The sequence below is a fragment of the Lentzea jiangxiensis genome, assembly GCF_900104175.1.
GTDB lineage: Bacteria > Actinomycetota > Actinomycetes > Mycobacteriales > Pseudonocardiaceae > Lentzea > Lentzea jiangxiensis.
The window spans coordinates 300,964-318,791 of record NZ_FNIX01000001.1 but is presented as its reverse complement, the minus strand read 5'-3'; the positions used below and the strand labels follow the sequence as shown (position 1 = coordinate 318,791).

General features: G+C 70.8%; 18 protein-coding genes. 12 read left to right on the top strand and 6 right to left on the bottom strand.

Annotated elements, in window-relative coordinates; all coding sequences use genetic code 11:
* Positions 1–346: 346 nt before the first annotated feature.
* Complete coding sequence (locus BLQ91_RS01710) at positions 347–607, top strand: chorismate mutase (protein ID WP_090094777.1); 261 nt, start codon at positions 347–349, stop codon at positions 605–607.
* Positions 608–625: 18 nt separating this feature from the next.
* Here the strand turns inward: BLQ91_RS01710 and BLQ91_RS01705 are convergent, their stop codons facing one another.
* Positions 626–1,678 carry an arginase family protein gene (locus tag BLQ91_RS01705; RefSeq protein WP_090095912.1) on the bottom strand — a complete coding sequence of 351 codons (1,053 nt, stop codon included), beginning with the start codon at positions 1,676–1,678 and terminating at the stop codon, positions 626–628.
* 70 nt (positions 1,679–1,748) lie between these two features.
* Here BLQ91_RS01705 and BLQ91_RS01700 point away from each other — a divergent pair, with 70 nt between their 5' ends.
* The 6 genes from BLQ91_RS01700 (at position 1,749) to BLQ91_RS01675 (ending at position 8,351) form a co-directional block, all read left to right on the top strand.
* Positions 1,749–2,075, top strand: a complete 327-nt coding sequence (locus BLQ91_RS01700) for a hypothetical protein (protein ID WP_090094776.1) — start codon at positions 1,749–1,751, stop codon at positions 2,073–2,075.
* A gap of 103 nt (positions 2,076–2,178) precedes the next feature.
* Positions 2,179–3,024, top strand: a complete 846-nt coding sequence (locus BLQ91_RS01695; protein ID WP_090094775.1) for a hypothetical protein — start codon at positions 2,179–2,181, stop codon at positions 3,022–3,024.
* Between the two features lie 258 nt (positions 3,025–3,282).
* Positions 3,283–4,017, top strand: a complete 735-nt coding sequence (locus BLQ91_RS01690) for a hypothetical protein (protein WP_090094774.1) — start codon at positions 3,283–3,285, stop codon at positions 4,015–4,017.
* 166 nt (positions 4,018–4,183) lie between these two features.
* Positions 4,184–5,086, top strand: a complete 903-nt coding sequence (locus BLQ91_RS01685) for a hypothetical protein (RefSeq protein WP_090094773.1) — start codon at positions 4,184–4,186, stop codon at positions 5,084–5,086.
* Positions 5,087–5,233: 147 nt separating this feature from the next.
* On the top strand, positions 5,234–6,586 hold the full coding sequence (locus BLQ91_RS01680; RefSeq protein WP_245732963.1) for a serine/threonine-protein kinase: 1,353 nt from the start codon (positions 5,234–5,236) through the stop codon (positions 6,584–6,586).
* 184 nt (positions 6,587–6,770) lie between these two features.
* Positions 6,771–8,351: a serine/threonine-protein kinase gene (locus BLQ91_RS01675; protein ID WP_425412433.1), complete on the top strand. Its 1,581-nt coding sequence runs from the start codon at positions 6,771–6,773 to the stop codon at positions 8,349–8,351.
* Between the two features lie 10 nt (positions 8,352–8,361).
* Here BLQ91_RS01675 and BLQ91_RS01670 read toward each other — a convergent pair whose 3' ends face one another.
* Positions 8,362–9,264, bottom strand: a complete 903-nt coding sequence (locus BLQ91_RS01670; RefSeq protein WP_090094771.1) for a LysR family transcriptional regulator — start codon at positions 9,262–9,264, stop codon at positions 8,362–8,364.
* Between the two features lie 81 nt (positions 9,265–9,345).
* On the opposite strand from BLQ91_RS01670, the gene BLQ91_RS01665 reads away from it, so the two are divergent.
* From BLQ91_RS01665 to BLQ91_RS01655, 3 genes are all read left to right on the top strand, one after another.
* On the top strand, positions 9,346–10,272 hold the full coding sequence (locus BLQ91_RS01665) for a DMT family transporter (protein WP_245732962.1): 927 nt from the start codon (positions 9,346–9,348) through the stop codon (positions 10,270–10,272).
* A 121-nt stretch (positions 10,273–10,393) separates the two neighbouring features.
* Entirely contained in the window at positions 10,394–10,813 is a 420-nt protein-coding gene (locus BLQ91_RS01660; RefSeq protein WP_090094769.1) for an SsgA family sporulation/cell division regulator, read from the top strand.
* 222 nt (positions 10,814–11,035) lie between these two features.
* Positions 11,036–12,322: a serine/threonine-protein kinase gene (locus BLQ91_RS01655; RefSeq protein ID WP_245732961.1), complete on the top strand. Its 1,287-nt coding sequence runs from the start codon at positions 11,036–11,038 to the stop codon at positions 12,320–12,322.
* Here BLQ91_RS01655 and BLQ91_RS01650 read toward each other — a convergent pair.
* From BLQ91_RS01650 to BLQ91_RS01640, 3 genes are read right to left on the bottom strand one after another with little or no spacing between them, the layout of a single operon-like run.
* The gene (locus BLQ91_RS01650) at positions 12,315–12,896 is read right to left on the bottom strand and encodes a hypothetical protein (protein WP_342670601.1); all 582 of its coding nucleotides are present in this window, start codon (positions 12,894–12,896) and stop codon (positions 12,315–12,317) included. The genes BLQ91_RS01655 and BLQ91_RS01650 overlap by 8 nt on opposite strands.
* A 5-nt stretch (positions 12,897–12,901) precedes the next feature.
* Positions 12,902–13,552, bottom strand: a complete 651-nt coding sequence (locus BLQ91_RS01645; RefSeq protein WP_090094768.1) for a response regulator — start codon at positions 13,550–13,552, stop codon at positions 12,902–12,904.
* The gene (locus BLQ91_RS01640; RefSeq protein ID WP_090094767.1) at positions 13,549–14,718 is read right to left on the bottom strand and encodes an ATP-binding protein; all 1,170 of its coding nucleotides are present in this window, start codon (positions 14,716–14,718) and stop codon (positions 13,549–13,551) included. Before BLQ91_RS01640 ends, BLQ91_RS01645 begins: the two co-directional genes overlap by 4 nt.
* Before the next feature lie 132 nt (positions 14,719–14,850).
* On the opposite strand from BLQ91_RS01640, the gene BLQ91_RS01635 reads away from it, so the two are divergent.
* Together BLQ91_RS01635 and BLQ91_RS40015 are read left to right on the top strand one after the other, a co-directional pair.
* Positions 14,851–16,023 carry a PspC domain-containing protein gene (locus BLQ91_RS01635; RefSeq protein WP_245732960.1) on the top strand — a complete coding sequence of 391 codons (1,173 nt, stop codon included), beginning with the start codon at positions 14,851–14,853 and terminating at the stop codon, positions 16,021–16,023.
* On the top strand, positions 16,016–16,210 hold the full coding sequence (locus BLQ91_RS40015) for a hypothetical protein (RefSeq protein ID WP_143022480.1): 195 nt from the start codon (positions 16,016–16,018) through the stop codon (positions 16,208–16,210). The genes BLQ91_RS01635 and BLQ91_RS40015 overlap by 8 nt, the downstream gene beginning before the upstream one ends.
* A 41-nt stretch (positions 16,211–16,251) precedes the next feature.
* Here the strand turns inward: BLQ91_RS40015 and guaA are convergent, their stop codons facing one another.
* Complete coding sequence (gene guaA, locus BLQ91_RS01630) at positions 16,252–17,811, bottom strand: glutamine-hydrolyzing GMP synthase (RefSeq protein WP_090094766.1); 1,560 nt, start codon at positions 17,809–17,811, stop codon at positions 16,252–16,254.
* Positions 17,812–17,828 lie beyond the last annotated feature (17 nt).

The window sequence follows — 17,828 nt, the reverse complement described above, 5'->3', positions numbered from 1 at the left end:
AATCCGGTACCACCCGACCACGTGTTCGATCAGGTGCCGGTGTCGATCACGAACTGATGACCGGCGTGGACTGCTTCACGACCGTTCGCCTCGGCGTGGACGTGACGACGACCGGTAGCGCTTCCCACCTGGTGAGCGCACTCACCGCGCGGACTTGGCAGGCGCCCGAGGTTCTGTGCGACACTGGGTCCGTGCGCGTGACGTTCTTCGAGTTTTTCTACGGGATCCGGACTCCGGCTCCCGTGGTCGTCTAGCGCCGACAAAGCCACCACGAAGCCCCGGAGTCCTCGGACACCGGGGCTTCGCTGCTTCCGGGCCAGGGCTCGCAGAGTCGAGAGGTCGACCGATGACGGACACCACCACCGAGCCGGACATCAACGAACTGCGCGAGGAGATCGACCACCTGGACGCGGAGATACTGCGCCTCGTGCAGCGGCGCGTCGAGATCTCCAAGATCATCGGCGCCGCGCGGATGGCCGCCGGCGGCACGAAGATCGTGCACAACCGCGAGATCGACGTGCTCAACCGCTACAAGCCGCTCGGCCCCGAGGGCAAGGACCTCGCGCTGACCCTGCTCAAGATGGGCCGCGGCCCGCTCGGCAGGTAGGCAGAGCCCGGCCCGGCGTCACAGGACGCCGGGCCAAAAAGGCTCCAGCGCCTTCCTGACGTGCGCGAGGTCCGCGTCCACGAGCCGGGTGTCGTCGGGCACGTAGGCGAGCGGGTCCTCGAGCAACGGCTCCGGCAGGCGCAGCAGGCCCTCCACCAGGGCGTGCAGGCACAGCGCCGAGTACCCGCGCAGGTAGCCGCCCTCTTGGGTGAGCACCGCGCGCGGGCCGGACGACGCCACCCTGCGGCCGATCTCGCGGTACCCGGCCGCCGTGAGGTTGTGGCGGCCGTTGGGGTCGAACGCCGACCCGTCGAACCCGGACGCGCACACCAGCAGGTCCGGCTCGAAGTCGCGCAGCAGAGGGAAAGCGATCTCGTCGAGCGCGCGCAGGTAGGCTGTGTCGCCCGCACCGAGTGACAGCTCGATGTTCACGTTCCTGCCGTCGGCGCCCACCTCCGACGGCGCGCCCGTCTGCGGATGGTTCGTGCCCCACGAACCGTGCCGCATGTGCACGGAGACGGTCAGCACGTCGGCGCGGTCGTAGAAGACCTCCTGCGTGCCGTTGCCGTGGTGGACGTCCCAGTCCAGCACGGCGACCCGCATCCCCTGGCGTCGCGCGGTTTCCGCGACCAGCGCCGCGTTGTTCACGAAGCAGTAGCCGTCCGCCGTGTCCGGCTGCGCGTGGTGTCCCGGCGGCCGCACGAGCGCGTACGCCAGCGGTGCGCCGGATTCCAGTGCGGCCAACGCCGTGCCCGCCGCCGCTGACGCCGCGCGCCACGTCTCCGGCCCCACGACCGTGTTCACGTCCAGTGCCACGCGCTCGGACACCCGCAACGAGTCCAAGTAGCCCGCCGTGTGCACGCGCAGAAGCTCGTCCACGGACGCATGCCTGCCCTCGTGCCACTTCAGGTGCGGCGCCACAGGACCGTGCGTCAGCGCGTGTCGGAACGTCCGCAGCCGCGCCGCGTTCTCCGGGTGCGGCTCGGCCACGTCGAGCCACGGCCAGGAGCCCGGCAGCTCCCACAGGCCCTCGCCGGCGTCGTGCTCGAGGCAGTCGTCGTGCCAGAACATGTCCACGCGATTCGGATATCAGGGCGATCACGGATGGTCCACCGAAAAAATCCGGGGGCACACTGGAGTCATGGGCCTCATCGCCGCACTGATCGCCATCGCCGGCCTGCTCGCCGCCTTGGCGCACGACGCTTACCTGGGCTTGCTCGGCTCGGCCGCCACGAAGAAGGGCCTCGCCGGAGCACCTGTCTCGCAGTTCGTCCGCAGCCGCTGGAAGACCGCGATCGCCACGACCGCGGGCGCGGCGATCGGCCTGCTGATCACCAACGGCGACCCGCTCGCCGCGGACGTGATCGGCGCGGCCGTCGCGGGCGGCAGCGGCCTGATCGCGCTCAACGGCGTGCAGAAGACGCACAAGCAGCTGAACAGCGGCCAAGCGCAGCTCCCGCCCCGCTAGCGGCTTCACACAAAAGAGTGCCACTCGTCCTGAACACCTCCTTTCGGTTGGTTCGGCACCTCCGGACGGCCCTACCCTGGTCGCGTCGCAGAGGGGTGTCGGGATGGACGAACTGCCGGGCAAACATCGCCTCGTCGACGGGCTCGCACCACCGCGACCCGTCGCCGGAGGCGACCGCATCCCGCTGCCGCGCCGCCACCGGACCGACCTGCTGCTGGACACCGACGGGCTGGGGAAGTTCAACATCGGCCTGGTGCCGGCCTCGGTCACGCCGCCGCGGACGTGGAAGCGCGCGGCCTGGTTCGCCGTCGTCTCCTCGGTGCTGGTCCTCGTCGGGCTGAGCGTCGCGGCGGCCAAGCTCGTCGGCGGTGGCGGCGAGGTCGAGACGGTGGGCCTGCCCGGCTACCCGTCGGACGTGCCGCTGATCTCGCAACTGTCCACGGGCGAGACCACGACCCCCTCGGCCACCGGCACCAGGCCGTCGCCCGCGGACACCGGCAGGGTCGCGCCAGCGCCGGGGACGGGGCGCGGGTCCAGCGCACCGGGCACCAGCGGCCGCGCGTCCGCCCCGGTCGCCCCGCCGTCCGGGACGCTCCCGCCCGTGATCACGACCGTGCCGGTCACCCAGGCCCCCGTCGTCGACGGCGGCAAGATCGCCGAGCAGACCGAGAGCTTCTACAGCGCGATGGCGACGAACGCCGACACGGCGCTCGCCCTGACGACGGACCCCGTGCGGTCGAACGGGGACGTGTTGCTGGAGGGCAGGCTCGCCGACATCTCGCTGATCGAGGTGAAGGAGATCCTGGTCGACCCGAGCAAGGGCCTCACCGTCAGCCTGCTGCGGATGACCAAGAAGGACGGCACGGTCAGCACCGAGAAGCGCGAGCTCACCTTCACCCCCGGCGACCTGCCGCTGATCAACGGTGAACGGTTGAAGACCGGCGACTGAAGTCGCTCAAGGTCATGCCCGGTGCGACCGAATGTAGTGAGTAGCGCCTCGAGCGAATCCCGAGCGCCGCTGACCGCCACGAACGGATGAAGTTCAGCCGGACGCTGGCATGTTCACGCGAAGCCACGATACGTATTCGGGCGACCACGGAAAGTACGGAGGACCTGAGCAGTGCAGCGTCCCGCGACGACCGGGCGGAGACACACCCGCGCCGGCTCGATCAGCGTGGCTGAGCTGATAAAGCAGCAGCCTGGCCCGATGCGCATCCTCGCCAACGAGGAGGCCGCCACCGATGCTCTCGTCGCATCACTGCTCGGTCCGACCGAGAACACGACGGCGGCCACAGCCGTGATCCCGCCCGTGCCCGGTCGCCGCCGCCGCACCAGGTCCAGCCACACCGCCAGGGCCGTGGGCCTGCTCACCGGCGCGGTCGTCCTGGTCTCGTCCATCACCGGCGCCGCGGTCCTCGCGAGCAGGGGCCCGGCGAACAACGGCATCCCGGTCTCCGAACGTCCGGTCGCGCTGTCCGGCTCGAGCGCGCTGCGCCCCGACGTCCTGTCCGCGCAGCTGCCGGACGAGCGTGCGCCGAGGCAGCCCGACGCGGCCGCCGCGGCGCCGATGCCGGAGCCGTCCGCACTGCTGCTGGAGACGTCCGAACCGGCCACGCCGGAGGTCGCGGTCGGCCCCCAGCCGCAGGTCGACGTGGTGAAGCGGTTCTACGAGCTGCTCACGACGAAGCCGAGCGCGGCGGCCAAGCTGCTGTCCCCGGACCTGGTCGGCGCGGACCCGGAGGAGTTCGTCGACTCCTGGAGCATGATCAAGCTGGTGAACGTCGACCAGACGTCGGTGCGGCCGGACGGGTCGGTGCTCGCGGTCGTGTCGATGCAGGAGCTCGACGGCGGCTGGTTGCGCATCGAACAGCTCTTCTGGCTCACCGACACGACGCAGCCCCGGATCATCGGCACCGAGGTCCTTTCGGCGCAACGGAGTTAGGCCGCACCCAAGTGGGAACGCCGTTCGCAGTCGAACGGTGACCGCTTGTCGCGGAAACTGGGTTCCAACCGTGAAAATTCCCCCATAGGGGTTACATCTTGGGTCACGATTCGGTATCCATGTTTCCGCCAGTGCGCAAACGCGAACTTGGAAGGGTGAACGAGCGGTGTCGATTGAGGACCATCGTCGGCGGCTGAACGGGTCGGCGGAGTCGACCGGCCAGCTGTCCGTCGCCGAGCTGATCGCCCGCCGCGAGGCGGAAACCGTGGAGATCCCGGTGATCACCGACGACATCACCCCCGAGGCCTTCGAGCCGACGGTCAAGTTCAAGCCCGTCAAGGCGTCCGGCGGCAAGCCGAAGAAGCAGCCCCTGAAGGAGCTGCACATCACCGAGCTGCTGCGTCGTGAGGGCCGTGCCGACGACACGCAGCGCGGCGGGTTCACCGTCGGCAAGCTGGCCGCCGCGGCCAGCGGTGGCGTGGTCCTCTGCGGTTCCGTCGCGTTCGCCGCGTCCTCGTGGCTGTCCTCCCCCGACGAGCGCCCGCTCGCCGAGGTGCGGTTCGACGAGCGCGCCCAGGCGCGCGGCGCGAGCTCCGGCACCGGAGGTGTCGTGAAGCTGCCGTCGAACAAGACCCAGCAGGCCGACACCACCGAGACCGAGCAGGCCGCCCCGACCTCGGCCGCACCGACGACGCGCGTCGCGCCGTACGTCCAGGCCCAGCCGCAGCGCCCGGCGCAGCAGCAGGCACCGACGCAGGCCCAGCAGCCGACGCAGCCGACGCAGCAGCCCACCTCGCAGACGCCGCCCGCCACGACGACGCCCTCGACGTCCACGGAGACCAGCCAGCCGAGCACGCCGCCGTCGAGCGAGACGCCCGCGCCGCCGCCCAGCTCGTCCTCCACCACCCCGCCGAGCAGCAGCACGCCCGCGCCGCCGCCCAGCTCCGACGCGCTGCCCACCCCGTCCAACCCGGTCGACGTGAGCATCGACCTCGGCCTGCTCGACCCGGTCCTCAACACCGTGGGCGACACCGTTGGCGGATTCGACTTCTTCGCCCCGGCGAACTGACGTACGACAGGTAGCTCGGCGCTGGCCCTCGGCAGGTACCCTGTGCGGGCATTCGCGACGACCCGCTGACTACCGCACGAGGAGCACGAGCGTGGGATCTGCTGCCGCAGCCGCCTTCACGCTGTCGAGCACCGGCTTGGCGGTCTCGTGACCACGTCCGACACCTCGGACGGCCGCCTGATCGCCGACCGCTACCGCTTCCTCGACCGCATCGGCTCCGGTGCGATGGGCATCGTCTGGCGCGCCCACGACGAACGCCTCGGCCGCGAGGTGGCGATCAAGCAGCTGCTGCTGGCGCCCGGTCTCGACGAGACCGAGCAGGACGAGGCCATCCAGCGCGCCATGCGCGAGGGCCGCATCGCCGCGAAGCTGCACCACCCGAACGCCATCGCCGTGTACGACGTCGTCGAGGAAGACGGCGTCCCGTGCCTGGTCATGGAGTACCTGCCGTCCTACAGCCTCGCCGACGCGCTGGCCGAGGGCGGGCCGATGGACCCGGTCGAGGTCGCGAGCGTCGGCACCCAGTGCGCGGCGGCGCTGGCCGCGGCGCACGCGGCCGGGATCGTCCACCGCGACGTGAAGCCGGGCAACGTGCTGATCGCCGAGAACGGCGTCGTCAAGATCACCGACTTCGGCATCTCGCGCGCGTCCGACGACATCACGGTCACCAAGACCGGCCTGATCGCCGGCACGCCCGCGTACCTCGCGCCGGAGATCGCGCGGGGCCAGGACCCGACGCCGGCCTCGGACGTCTACTCGCTCGGTTCGACGCTGTTCGCCGCGATGGAGGGCGAACCGCCCTACGGAGTGAGCGAGAACACCCTCGGTGTTCTGCACGCCGTCGCGGCCGGGCGGATCAACCCGCCGACGGTGGACCACCCGCTGGCCGACACGCTGCTGTACCTGTTGAACTTCGAGCCGGACGACCGGCCGACGATGTCGCAGGCGCGCGAGCTGCTCAACGCCGTCGCCCACGGGATGGCGCCGTCGTTCAGCGGCCTGCCGGTGCCGGTCGACGGTCCCGATCCGACGACGGTCGTGGAGCCCGACCGGACCCGGGTGGTCCGCCCGGTGGCCGCGGCGGTGCGCACCTCGCCGCCCCGCACGGCCCCTCCGGTGGTTCCCGTCGACCGGCCGGGTCCGGACAACAGGCCGCTGATGATCGCCGCGGTGGTGCTGGCACTGCTGCTGGTGATCGGTGGCCTGATGGTCGTGCTGGGCGTGTTCAACAAGGAGCAGGGCAAGACGCCGTCCGCGCCGCCGGTCAGCTCGTCCTCGGTGGTGCCCACGACCACGGAGGGCCCGCCGCCCGAGGTGACCACCACCACGGCTCAGGCAACCACGACGCAGGAAACGACGTCTGCTCAGAGAACGACTACTACTACAACCACCACTACGACGACGACTACTACGACAACGACAACTACGACGACCACCACCACGACGACCACGACAAGGCCGCCGGTGAGTTCGAGCGTCCCGCCGCCTCCGGCGGGCTGAGCGTCGTTGCGCCGTAGAAATCTCGTAAGGTGGGTACCCGCACCGATGGGTGATCTGAACCCGAAGGTGTGACCAGCCGTTAAACAGAGAGCAAGTGACCGCACAGCGGGGAGCAACTGTGACCGACGATGGCCGATTGGTCGCTGGTCGCTACCGATTGAGCCAGCGGATCGGCAGCGGCGCCATGGGCGTCGTCTGGACGGCACACGACGAACGCCTGCACCGCACCGTCGCGGTCAAGCAACTCCTCCTGCAGCCCGGACTCGCCGAAGCCGACACGGACGAGGCGAAGCGACGGGCCATGCGCGAGGGGCGGATCGCCGCGCGTCTCCAGCACCCGCACGCGGTCGCCGTGTACGACGTGGCCGAGGACGACAGCCAGCCGTGGCTCGTGATGGAGTACCTGCCGTCCAAGAGCCTCTCGGCGGTGCTGTCCGAACGCGGCACGCTCCCGCCGCGCGACGTGGCCTCGATCGGCATGCAGGTGGCCTCCGCGCTCGCCGCCGCGCACAACGCGGGCATCGTGCACCGGGACATCAAGCCCGGCAACGTGCTCCTCGGTGACGACGGCACCGTCAAGATCACCGACTTCGGCATCTCCCGCGCGACCGGTGACGTCACCGTCACCGCGACGGGCATGCTCGCGGGCACCCCGGCCTACCTCGCCCCCGAGGTGGCCAAGGGCTACGACCCCGGCTCGCCGTCCGACGTGTTCTCACTCGGCTCCACGCTGTACGCGGCGATCGAGGGCGAGCCGCCGTTCGGCCTGAGCGAGAACACCATCGCGCTGCTGCACAAGGTCGCTTCCGGCAAGGTCAACCCGCCGCGCAACGCCGGCCCGCTGACCGCGTTGCTGATGCGCCTGCTGAGAGCGGAGCCGGAGGACCGGCCGACCATGGCCGAGGCCCGCGACGCGCTCGCCGCCGTCGCGAACGGCCAGGCCATCCCCGCTTTCACGCCCGCCGTGGTCGCACCGAGCCACCCGCCGTCGTGGCGCGGCGCCCCGGTGCAGCAGCCGCAGCAGCAGGCCGCCACGCGGGCCCTCCCGCCGCAGCACGCCCAGCCGACCCCACCGCCGCCGCTCAACGCGACGCGGGTGGACATGCACACGCCGCCGCGGGCCGTGTCCACGCAGCAGCAGCCGTCGAACCACCGCCCGGCCGCCGCACCCCAGTACTCGCAGCGCCCGAAGCCCGCACGACCCGCGGCGCTGTCGTCGGCGACGAAGAGCAAGAAGTCGACCGTCTACACCGCGCTCGCCATCGTGGCGGCGGCGGTCATCGGCATCATGTTCGCGAGCATGATCTCGAACGGCAGCGGCGGCAACGGCCAGAACAACAACGCGGGCGCGAGCACCTCGACCCAGCAGACGCAGGGCAACGACCCGACGGAGCAGTCGACGCCGCCCAAGTCGTCGGGCAAGGCCGGCCAGTGGACCGAGACCCCGACCGACGGTGACAAGAAGACCCTGGTCGAGGACTACTTCGAGCTCGCCCCGAAGAAGCCGGACGAGGCCTGGGCGATGGGCAACGGCAACTTCCACGGCCAGTACCCCGGCGGCATGGACGGTTTCCGGACCTTCTGGGGCGCCATCAAGAAGAGCAAGGTCACCAGCGTCGAGGAACGGCAGCCCTACTACTTCGTGGTGACGCTGGAAGTCGAGAAGAAGGACGGCTCGAAGTCGTCCATCCAACGTCAGGTCTCGCTGGAGTGGCGCTCGCCGAACTTCCTGCTGAGCTACGACAAGCCGTTCGGCAGCGCCTAGGAGGCGCGGGTCAGCTGGCCCGCGCGGCCTTCTCGAGCGCTTCCGCCAGGCTCACCACGGCGGGGTTCCACGCGGCGTCCTCGCGGTAGACGACGTGGATGTGCCGCACCGGCTCGGGATTGCGCACCTTGCGCAGCACGACGCCCGGATGCGCGTAGCCGAGGCCGAGCCTCGGGATGATCGTGACGCCGAGCCCGGCCGCCACGAAGCCCTGGGCGGTCGCGTAGTCGTCGCTCTCCACGGCGACCTTGGGCGCGAACCCGGCTCCCGCGCACGCGTTCGTGACGAGGTTCGCGCATGGGCCGGTGGCACCGCAGTCCGCGTCGATCCACGGCTCGTCGGCCAGTTCGCCGAGGTCGAGCACGCGCTTGCGGGCCAGCGCGTGGCCTCGCGGCAGCACGGCGTAGAACGGGTCCGCGAGCAGGTGGCGGGCGATCACGCCCTCCGGCGCCGGGTCACCGGGTTCGAGGACGGTGATCGCCACGTCGGCGCGGCCCGCGGCGAGCTCCTCGAACGGGTCGTAGGGCTCGGTGAGCTTCAGGTCGAGTTCGACGCCCGACCGCTCCGCCCGGAACGTCGCCACCGCGGGCGGCACGAGCGCCGCTCCCGCCGTCGCGAAGTAACGGACGCGCAGCGTGCCGGCGCAGCCGTTGCGCAACGCCGCGAGGGCGCTCTCGGCCTCGGCCAGCTGCTCGGCGAGCCGCCCGGCGTGCTCGGTGAGCAGACGACCGGCGGCGGTGGGCCGCACACCCCTGCCGACCCGTTCGAGCAGCGGCAGGCCCGCCTGCTTCTCCAGGCCCGCGACCTGCTGCGAGATGGCGGAGGGCGTGTAGCCGAGGTTGGTCGCGGCCGCGGTGATGGAGCCCGTGGTCACGACCGCTCGGAGAACCTGCATGCGACGCACGTCCAGCATGCCTCGACCGTACAGCGCTGCTTAAAGGTTTCCCACCACAATTAAATTGTTTTCACGCGTGTCCAGGCGCATGGTGGACCCGTGAACCAACGCGGAACGTTGATCAGGATGGGCGTGCTCGCCCTGCTGTGGGGATCCAGCTTCCTGTGGATGAAGCTCGCGCTCGGCAGCCTGGCCCCCTTGCAGATCTCGCTCGTGCGGACGTTCTTCGGAGCGGTCGTGCTGTTCGTCGTGCTCGCCACGGCGAGGATGACGCTGCCCCGTGAGCGCGGGATCTGGGCGCACATGCTGTTCGTGGCCTTCTTCGGCAGCGCCGTGCCGTTCACGCTCTTCGCGTTCGGCGGCCAGACCGTCGACTCGGGCGTCTCCGGGGTGCTCAACTCCACGACGCCGCTCTTCGCGCTGGCCATCGGCCTCGTGCTCGGCAGCGAAAGAATCAGCAACCTGGTTCGCGTCCTCGGTCTCGCGCTCGGTTTCGGCGGCGTGCTGCTGATCTTCGCGCCGTGGCAGTCGGCCGACAGCATCGCGAGCTGGGGCGCGGTGCTCTGCCTCATCGGCGCCGCGAGCTACGCCGTCGGCTACTCCTACGCCGGCCGCTTCCTGGTCGGCACCGGTGCCACCTCGACCCAGCTCGCCGCCATGCAGCTGACGACAGCGATGGGGATGCTGCTGCTCGCCCTGCCGTTCGGCGGCCTGCAGCCGCTGCACCTGCACTGGGTGGGCATCGTCGCCGTCACGGTCCTGGGCGTCCTGGGCACCGGCGTCGCGTTCATCCTCAACTACCGCGTCATCGCCGACGAGGGCGCCACGACGGCGACCACCGTCGGTTACCTCTTGCCTGTCGTCTCGGTGCTCCTCGGAGCGGTCTTCCTCGGCGAGCAGCTCAACGCGAGGGTCGTCATCGGCATGCTGGTGGTGCTCGTGGGCGTCGCGCTGACCCGCCGCAAGCCCGTCTCGACCGGCCGGACCATCTCACCAAACGAGACGCGCGACCTGGTCAAACGCTGACCGGTGAGACGTACGTCTCCCCCAATAGGATGGATCCGAGACGAATTGCGTCCTTATCGGGCCGCTCGGCCGTCTCCTCTTTGTAAGCGGACTTGGAGAACAGCCCGAGAAGGACATCGACATGAACAACGGAAACCTGAAGGTCACCACGCGGACGACTTTTCAGCTCCTAGCCCCCGGAGCGGCTCCCGCCCCGGTCGAGGCCGAGCTCGTCTACGACGCGGAGGACCCCTACGCGGTCGCCGTCCTCTTCTTCACCGGCTCCGGCCGCGTGGAGTGGATGTTCGCCCGCGACCTGCTGGCCGACGGCCTGCTGACGCCGTCCGGTGAGGGCGACATCCTCGTCCGGCCCGCCTCCGACGACCCGGAGCGCGTCCTGGTCGAGCTGAACGCGCCGACGGGGTTCGCCATCCTCAGCGCCGTCGCCGAGGACGTGGCGGAGTTCCTGGACGCCTCCTACGACGTCGTCCAGCCGGGCGAGGAGGACCTGTGGATCGACTTCGACCGGGAGCTGCAGAAGCTGGTCTCGACGATTGACTAGGACCGGCGGGCTCGTGGTGGTCACCAGGGCGCGGGACGAGGTGCCGGCACGCGGGGCAGCGTGGCCGACCAGCTCGTCGCGGGAGACCACCGGCGAACGGCGGCAACACCGGGGAAGTCCCGGAAGCGGGTCCCCACCGGTGGATCGGCTCCGTGCGATCCGCACCACCCCGTGAGCGGGGAACCGCGGAAGCTCGTCTGTGCGATTGATTAGTCTCAGGGTGTGACAACCATCGGGGGCCGCTACACGCTGCTCGAGCGCATCGGCAGCGGGGCGATGGGGGTGGTCTGGCGAGCACGCGACGAGGTGCTGGCCCGCGAGGTCGCGGTCAAGCAGCTCGTCACGGGTGACCAGCAGCGCGCGATGCGGGAGGCCCGCAACGCCGCCCGGCTGCACCACCAGCACGCGATCGCGGTGTTCGACGTCGTGGCGAGCGACGGCGAGGAGCCGTGGATCGTCATGGAGTACCTGGCCTCGCAGAGCCTCTCGGCGCTGATCGCCGAGCGGGGGCCGCTCAAGCCGGCCCAGGCCGCGAGCATCGGTGCGAAGGTCGCCTCCGCGCTGGCCGCGGCGCACGCCGCCGGTCTGGTCCACCGCGACATCAAGCCTGGCAACGTCCTGATCGGCCACGACGGCACGGTCAAGATCACCGACTTCGGCATCTCCAAGGCGACCGGCGACGGCACGATGACCGACACCGGCGTGATCTCGGGTACGCCCGCGTACCTCGCCCCCGAGGTGGCCCGCGGTGAGCAGCCCGGTGAGGCCTCCGACGTGTTCTCGCTCGGCGCCACGATCTACACGACCATCGAGGGCGAGTCCGTCTTCGGGCCCAGCGACAACAGCTTCGGCCTCCTCTACCGCGCCGCCAGCGGCCGGCTCCGCGACCCCGAGAACACGGGCGAGCTGACGCCGTTGCTGATGCGGCTGCTCTCCCAGGACCCGCAGGACCGGCCCACCGCGCAGGAGGCGGCCGACCTGCTGGCCGCCGAGCCGCAGCCGTCGCAGCCGCTGGTGATCCCGCAGCGGGAACGCGCGCTCAAGCCGCCGAACCGGCGCATCCTGGTCATCCTCGCGATCATCGGGGTGCTCGCGGTCGGCGGTGGCGCGGCCGCCGCGTACTGGGGCGGCACGGGCGAAGACGTCAGCCCGGTCACCGCGGACTTCCCGGACGGCGTGCAGACCAGGTACGTCGTCTTCTCCGCCGACCAGGCGAACGACTTCGTGCAGGCCCACTACCGGTTGCTGCCCGCGAACGCCGAGAAGGCGTGGGAGAACCTGAGGGGCAACGCGGCCGAGCCGAGGGGCGACTACCTGAAGCGGTGGAGCGCCTACTCGAAGGTCGACCTCGCGGGCCCCGGCACCGTCCGGTCGGAGGGCGCGAACTGGATGGTCAGCATCGGCCTGATCACCACGAAGAACAACGTCACCGAGAACGGCACGTACGACATCGAGGTCGGCAACGTGAACAACGAGATGAAGATCGTCAGCTCGCGGCGGGTCAGCTGAGCAGCCAGAAGCTGCCGCCACCCACGACCACGCCCATCACCGACCCCGCCAGCACCTGCGCCGTCGTGTGGTCACCCAGCTCGACCCGCGACCACGCCACCAGCGCGGCGGGCAGCGCGATCAGCAGCCACCACGGTCCGTGGACGACCGTCAGCGTCACCACCGCCGCCCACGCCACGGCGGCGTGCAGCGAGATCTTCCACCGCAGGCCGAACGTGATCGCGATGGTGACGACCAGCGACGCGAACATGCTGCCCGCGAGCGCCAGCACCGACCGGGGCGCACCGCCCAGGACCATGACCACCGTGCCGGCCGTCAGCGACGCGCCGGCCGTGACCAGCGGAACCACCCTGCCCTCGCGGTTCGTGACGTGGTGGCCGTCCCACCTCCCCCTGCGGGCGCCACGCACGATGACGGCCATCGGGATGATGGACGCCGTCATGGCGACCACGAACCCCCACAGCAGCGTCTTCCAGAAGCTCTCGGTCGCGGCCGCCACCACGAACGGCAGCAGGACCACCCAGACCCACGGCGCCAGCACCTCGGTGGCGCCGCGGGCGACCTTCCCGATCAAGTCCCTCAGACCAGTCTGCGGTCGGTGGCCCAGCGGGAGAGCTCGTAGCGGTTGGAGAGCTGCGTCTTGCGCAGGACGCTCGACACGTGCGTCTCGACCGTCTTCACGCTGATGAACAGCTCGGACGCGATCTCCTTGTAGGCGTAGCCGCGGGCGAGCAGCCGCAGGACGTCCCGCTCGCGCGGCGTCAGCAGGTCGAGCTCGGGATCGCTGATCGGCGCGGCTCCCGGCCGGTCGGCGAACGCGTCCAGCACGAACCCGGCCAGTCGCGGCGAGAACACCGCGTCGCCCTCCGAGACCCGCACGACGGCCCTGACCAGCTCCTGGCTGGAGATCGTCTTCGTCACGTAGCCCCGGGCACCGGCGCGGATGACGTTGATGACGTCCTCGGCGGCGTCGGAGACCGACAGCGCGAGGAACGTGACCTCGGGGATCTTGGTGCGGATCTGGCGCAGCACCTCGGCACCGCCGCCGTCGGGCATGTGCACGTCGAGCAGGACGACGTCCGGCTTGTGGTGCGCGATGCCGGCCACGGCCTCACCGACGCTGCCCGCCTCGCCGACGACCTCGACCTCCGAGGTGATCGTGTCGAGCTCCGCCCGCACCCCCGCGCGGAACAACGCGTGGTCGTCCACCAGGAACACCCTCACGCTCATGTCCTGGCCTCCTGCTTCCTCGGCATTTCGAGCTGCACCTCGGTCCCCTCTCCCGGAGCCGTGCGCAGTCGCACCTCCCCGCCGTGCCTCGTCATTCTCCCCCGGATGCTGCCCGCGAGGCCATGCCGGTCCTCCGGGACGGTGTCGGGGTCGAACCCCTTGCCCCGGTCGCGCACGAACACCGTGACCTTCTCCGGCTCGACCTCGGCGTACAGGCTCACCTCGCCCACCCCCGCGTGCTTGGCGGCGTTGACCATCGCCTCCTTCGACGCCTGCACGAGCGCGAACATGCCGTCCTCCAGCTCGCAGTCCCCGACCACGACCTGCGAGACGGCGATGGCGAAGCCGTCCTCCACCTCCGCGCACACCTGGGCGATCGCGACGCTGATGGAGTGCGGCTGCTCGCCGACCTCACGGCCGTAGAGCCAGCTGCGCAACTCCCGTTCCTGGCTGCGGGCCAGGCGCTTGACCTCCCGCGACGACTCGGACTGCTTCTGGATCAGGGCCAGGGTCTGCAGCACGGAGTCGTGCAGGTGGGCGGCGATCTCGGCGCGTTCCTCGGTGCGGATGCGCGCCCGGCGCTCCGAGTCGAGGTCGCGCACCAGGCGCATCCACAGCGGCACGGTCAGCACAGCGACACCGACCAGCGTGGCGACCACGGAGAGCACCACGGTCGAGAGGTTCGCGACGGAGTCGTTCACCACGAGGAACGCGGCGACCCCCGCCACGACCAGCGCGCCTCCCGCCACCGTCCGCACGATCCCCGTCTTCCCCTGCGAGAACGCACCGTCGCGCCAGCGGCGGCGCTGCGCCTCGTCGGCCTCGCGCCACACGACCGCGGCGCCGATGAGCGCCACGGCGATCGGCCCGGTGATCCACCCGCTCCACGCTCCCCCGAGCAGGCCGGTGAACACCGCGACGCCGACGCCGAGAGCCGCGAGGCCGACGGCCTGCTGCCACTCCTTGCGGTCGGTGTCGGTCTCCGGTTCCGCCACCGCCGACTGCGGGACGAACATCCAGAGCAACCCGTAGGCGATGATCCCGACCCCGCTGAACGCGGCGAAGACGGCGAACACCGCGCGCACCCAGAAGACGGGGGCACCGAGGTGGTCCGCCAGTCCACCGGCCACGCCCGCGACCACCCGGCCGGTGCGTCGACGCCGCATCGGCTCGATCAGTGCACTCACCACCTGATCGTCACACGTCCCGGTCCGCGGTTCATCAGGGATGACCCCGGTTCCCTGATTCAGGGCTGGTCCCTGATGTGGTGGCGGGGCGGAAAGCGCAACCTTGGACTCGTGAGCGGGACTGAGAAGGCAATGCAGGGCGTGGCGGACACGCTCAGGGAGTTCTGGGCCCACCGTCCGGTGCGGCCCCGCGCAGGACGCAAGCTCGGCGGCGTGGCCACCGGCATCGCCCTGCGCTACCAGATCGACCCGGTGATCGTGCGGATCGCGTTCGTCGCGCTCGCGTTGTCCGGTGGTGTCGGTCTGCCGATGTACCTCGCCGGCTGGCTGCTGCTGCCGGAGGAGGGCGACCAGGTGTCGCCGCTCGAGGCGTTGGTCAACAAGGGCCACAGCTCGGTGTCGCAGGGCCAGACCGTGCTGCTGGGCGTCCTCCTGTTCCCCGCGCTCGCGTTCACGTTCGGCAGCGGCGGGTTCCAGGTCTTCGTGACGATCGCGGCCTCGGTGGCCTGCATCTACCTGCTGCAGAAGAACCGCGGCCACCTGCAGCCGGCCGCGACGCTCGCCGAACCGCCGCTGACACCCCCGGTGCCGGGCGCACCGGCCTGGGACCCGCTGGGCGCCGCGCCGTTCGCGTGGGACCTGCCGGAACCGGCACCGAAGCCGCAGCCGCCGGCACCCCGTCCGCGCAAGCCGCGCGTGGCCGGTGTGACGCTGGGCGTGGCGACGCTGGTGGTGGCCGCGTCCGCGATCGCCGGGGCGTGGGTGCCGTGGTTCACCGTGGCGCACGTGATCGGCCTGGTGATCGCGGTGCTGGCCGCGGGCCTGCTGGTCGGCTCGTTCACCGGCGGCGGTCGCAGCCTGATCTGGCTGCTAGTCCCGCTGTCGGTCGTCGGCTTCGGCATGACGGCGGTCGACTTCGACGGCCGGCCCAGCGTCGGCGACCTCAAGGTGACCCCGCAGAACCTCAGCGAGGTCAAGGAGAAGTACGAGCTCGGCGTCGGCAGCGTGATGATCGACCTGCGGCAGCTGCCGGACTCCGGTTCGGTGAAGACCGCCGTCGAGTCCGAGCTCGGCGACATGACCGTGCACGTGGCGAAGAACGCCGACGTGACGTTCCACTGCGAGGCGTCCTCCATCGGCGACCTCGACTGCCTCGGCAGGACGGCCGACGGCGGCAACGTGCAGGTCGAGGGCGTCGACCTGGGTGGCGACGGCGAGGGTGGACTGAAGATCGACCTGGACGTTCGGGCGAACGTCGGAGAGGTGCGGGTGCTCCGTGACTGACCAGCAACCGGTGATGCGCAGGCGGATCGACCCGCTGGGCCTCGTGTTCGGACTCGGCGGTGGGCTGATGGCGGCCTACGTGCTGACCAACGGGAGTTTCTGGTTCGACCTCAGGTGGGCGTTGGGGGGAACGGCCATCGTGGTCGGTGTGGTCCTGCTGACGAACTCGTTGAGGCGCAAGAACTGAACTGAGAAGGCCCCCGGTGTCCCGGGGGCCTTCTCACGTCCCTACTCCCACTCGATGGTGCCCGGCGGCTTGGACGTCACGTCCAGCACCACGCGGTTGACCTCGGCCACCTCGTTGGTGATGCGGGTCGAGATCCGCTCCAGCACCTCGTACGGCAGGCGGGTCCAGTCCGCGGTCATCGCGTCCTCGGACGAGACGGGGCGCAGCACGATCGGGTGACCGTAGGTGCGGCCGTCGCCCTGGACGCCGACGCTGCGGACGTCCGCGAGCAGCACGACCGGGCACTGCCAGATGGAGCGGTCGAGCCCTGCGGCCGTCAGCTCCTCGCGCGCGATGGCGTCGGCCTGGCGCAGGGTGTCGAGGCGGTCCTGGGTGACCTCGCCGATGATGCGGATGCCGAGGCCCGGGCCGGGGAACGGCTGGCGCTGCACGATCGTCTCGGGCAGGCCGAGCTCGGTGCCGACGCGGCGGACCTCGTCCTTGAACAGCGCGCGGAGCGGCTCGACCAGTTCGAACTGCAGGTCGTCCGGCAGGCCGCCGACGTTGTGGTGCGACTTGATGTTCGCGGTGCCCGCGCCGCCGCCGGACTCGACGACGTCCGGGTAGAGCGTGCCCTGGACGAGGAAGCGGTAGTCGCCCTCGGCCTTGAGGTCGCGCTCGGCCTGCTCGAAGACGCGGATGAACTCGCGGCCGATGATCTTGCGCTTCTCCTCGGGGTCCGTGACGCCGGCGAGGGCGCCGAGGAAGCGCTCGCGGGCGTCGACGGTCACGAGGTTGATGCCCGTGGCGGCCACGTAGTCGCGCTCGACCTGGGCGCGCTCGCCGGCGCGCAGCAGGCCGTGGTCGACGAAGACGCAGGTCAGGCGGTCGCCGATGGCGCGCTGGACCAGGGCCGCGGCCACGGCGGAGTCGACGCCGCCGGACAGGCCGCAGATCGCCTTGCCGTCGCCGATCTGCTCGCGGATCCGCGCGACCTGCTCGTCCACGATGGACGACGTGGTCCACTGCGGACGGATGCCCGCGACGTCGTGCAGGAACCGGCGCAGCACCTCCTGGCCGTGCGGCGAGTGGTGCACCTCCGGGTGGTACTGCACACCGGCGAAGCGGCGCTCGGTGTCCTCGAACGCGGCGACCGGCGCGCCCTCGCTGGTCGCGGTGACGGTGAAGCCCTCGGGCGCCTTGGTGACGGCGTCGCCGTGGCTCATCCACACCGGGTGGCTCGCCGGGAGCTCCTGGTGCAGCGCGCCGCCCTCGGTGGGCACGCTCAGGTCGGTGCGGCCGTACTCGCGGGTGCCGGTGTGGGAGACCTCGCCACCGAGTGCGCGCGCCATCGCCTGGAAGCCGTAGCAGATGCCGAAGACCGGGACGCCGGTCTCGAACAGCTTCGGGTCGATCTGCGGCGCGCCCTCCTCGTAGACGCTCGACGGGCCACCGGACAGCACGATGGCGAGGGGGTTCTTGTCGAGGATCTCGCTGACGCCTGCGGTGTGCGGGACCACCTCGGAGTAGACCTGGGCCTCGCGCACGCGGCGGGCGATCAGCTGCGCGTACTGGGCGCCGAAGTCGACGACGAGAACAGGGCGGTTGCTGGTGTCGGACACACCGCCAAGGATGTCAT